This is a genomic window from Mycolicibacillus koreensis, assembly GCF_002104795.1.
GTDB lineage: Bacteria > Actinomycetota > Actinomycetes > Mycobacteriales > Mycobacteriaceae > Mycobacterium > Mycobacterium koreense.
Window position 1 is genome coordinate 1 of sequence record NZ_NCXO01000112.1, and the last position, 1,171, is coordinate 1,171.

At 65.2% G+C, this 1,171-nt stretch carries 1 protein-coding gene; it reads right to left on the reverse strand.

Annotation, left to right across the window (positions count from 1 at the left end; genetic code table 11):
- Positions 1-27: 27 nt before the first annotated feature.
- A protein-coding gene (locus B8W67_RS20095) for an IS3 family transposase (RefSeq protein ID WP_109470212.1) occupies positions 28-1,166 on the reverse strand; the annotation gives its coding sequence in 2 pieces (ribosomal slippage) (positions 28-896 and positions 896-1,166; 1,140 coding nt in all).
- Positions 1,167-1,171 lie beyond the last annotated feature (5 nt).

A 1,171-nucleotide genomic window follows, 5' to 3' on the forward strand; every position in this document is an offset into this window, starting at 1 on the left:
AGGGGGACCCGTTTGGTGGTCCAGTCGTTATGCGACTTTCGGTTGGTGGGTCGTGGCCCACTGTAGGGCAAACTCGGCGGGGGTGAGTTCGCCGTGGGCCGAGTGGGGCCTGTTGGCGTTGTAGTCGCGGCGCCAATCCTCGATGATCACCCGGGCTTCCAGCAGCGAGTCGAAGCTCCACGAGTTGAGCAGTTCATCGCGTAGCCGGCCGTTGAACGATTCGATGAAGGCGTTCTGCCACGGTGAGCCGGGATCGATGAAAAGTGAACCGGCACTGTTGAAGCGGCACCAATCGCTTACCGCATGTGCCACGAACTCGGGCCCGTTGTCGAAGCGCACATAGTGCGGCGCACCGTGGATGAGGGCCAGCCGATCGAGCACGGCGACGACACCGTCGGCGTTGATGGATCGGTCGACTTCGATCGCCAGGGCTTCCCGGGTGAATTCGTCGATGACGTTGAGCATCTTGATGGTGCGGCCGTCGGCGGTGGTGTCGAACTGGAAATCCATCGCCCAGATCACATTTGGACGGATCGGTGACATCGCGCCCACGGCCACACCGATGCCAGTCAGCCGTTTCTTGCGGCGGCGCTGCGGGACCCGCAGGCCCTCGTCGCGCCACAGCCGGCGGATGCGCTTGTTGTTGGCCTGCCAGCCCGCCCGGCGGGCCATCTTGGCAGCGCGGCGCCATCCCCAGCGGGGCCGGTCGGTAGAGAACCGGCGCAGCCAGGCCCGCAGTTCGGCCTCTTCGGTGGTGACCGGTGCTGGCATCAGCCGCATCGTGGAGCGGTGCAGGCCCACCACGGTGCAGGCGCGGCGTTCGGACACCCCGAACCGCTCACGCAGCGCCGCAACGGCACTGCGCTTACGGTTCGGGGTCAGAAGTTTCCCGACGAAATCTCCTTGAGCATGTCGATGTCGAGAGCCTGATTGGCCACCAGCTTCTTGAGCCGGGCATTCTCGGCCTCGAGCTCCTTGAGCCGCTTGGCGTCGTTGGCCTTCATCCCGCCGTACTGGGCCACCCAGCGATGCCAGGTCGATTCGGCGACCTCCAGATGACGGCACACCTCGGCCAGCTCCTGACCGGACGCGAGCAGCTTGTTGCCCTCGGCGAGCTTGCGGATGATCTGATCCGGCGTATGCCGCCGGCGCTTGTTCGATGCCATGTCGT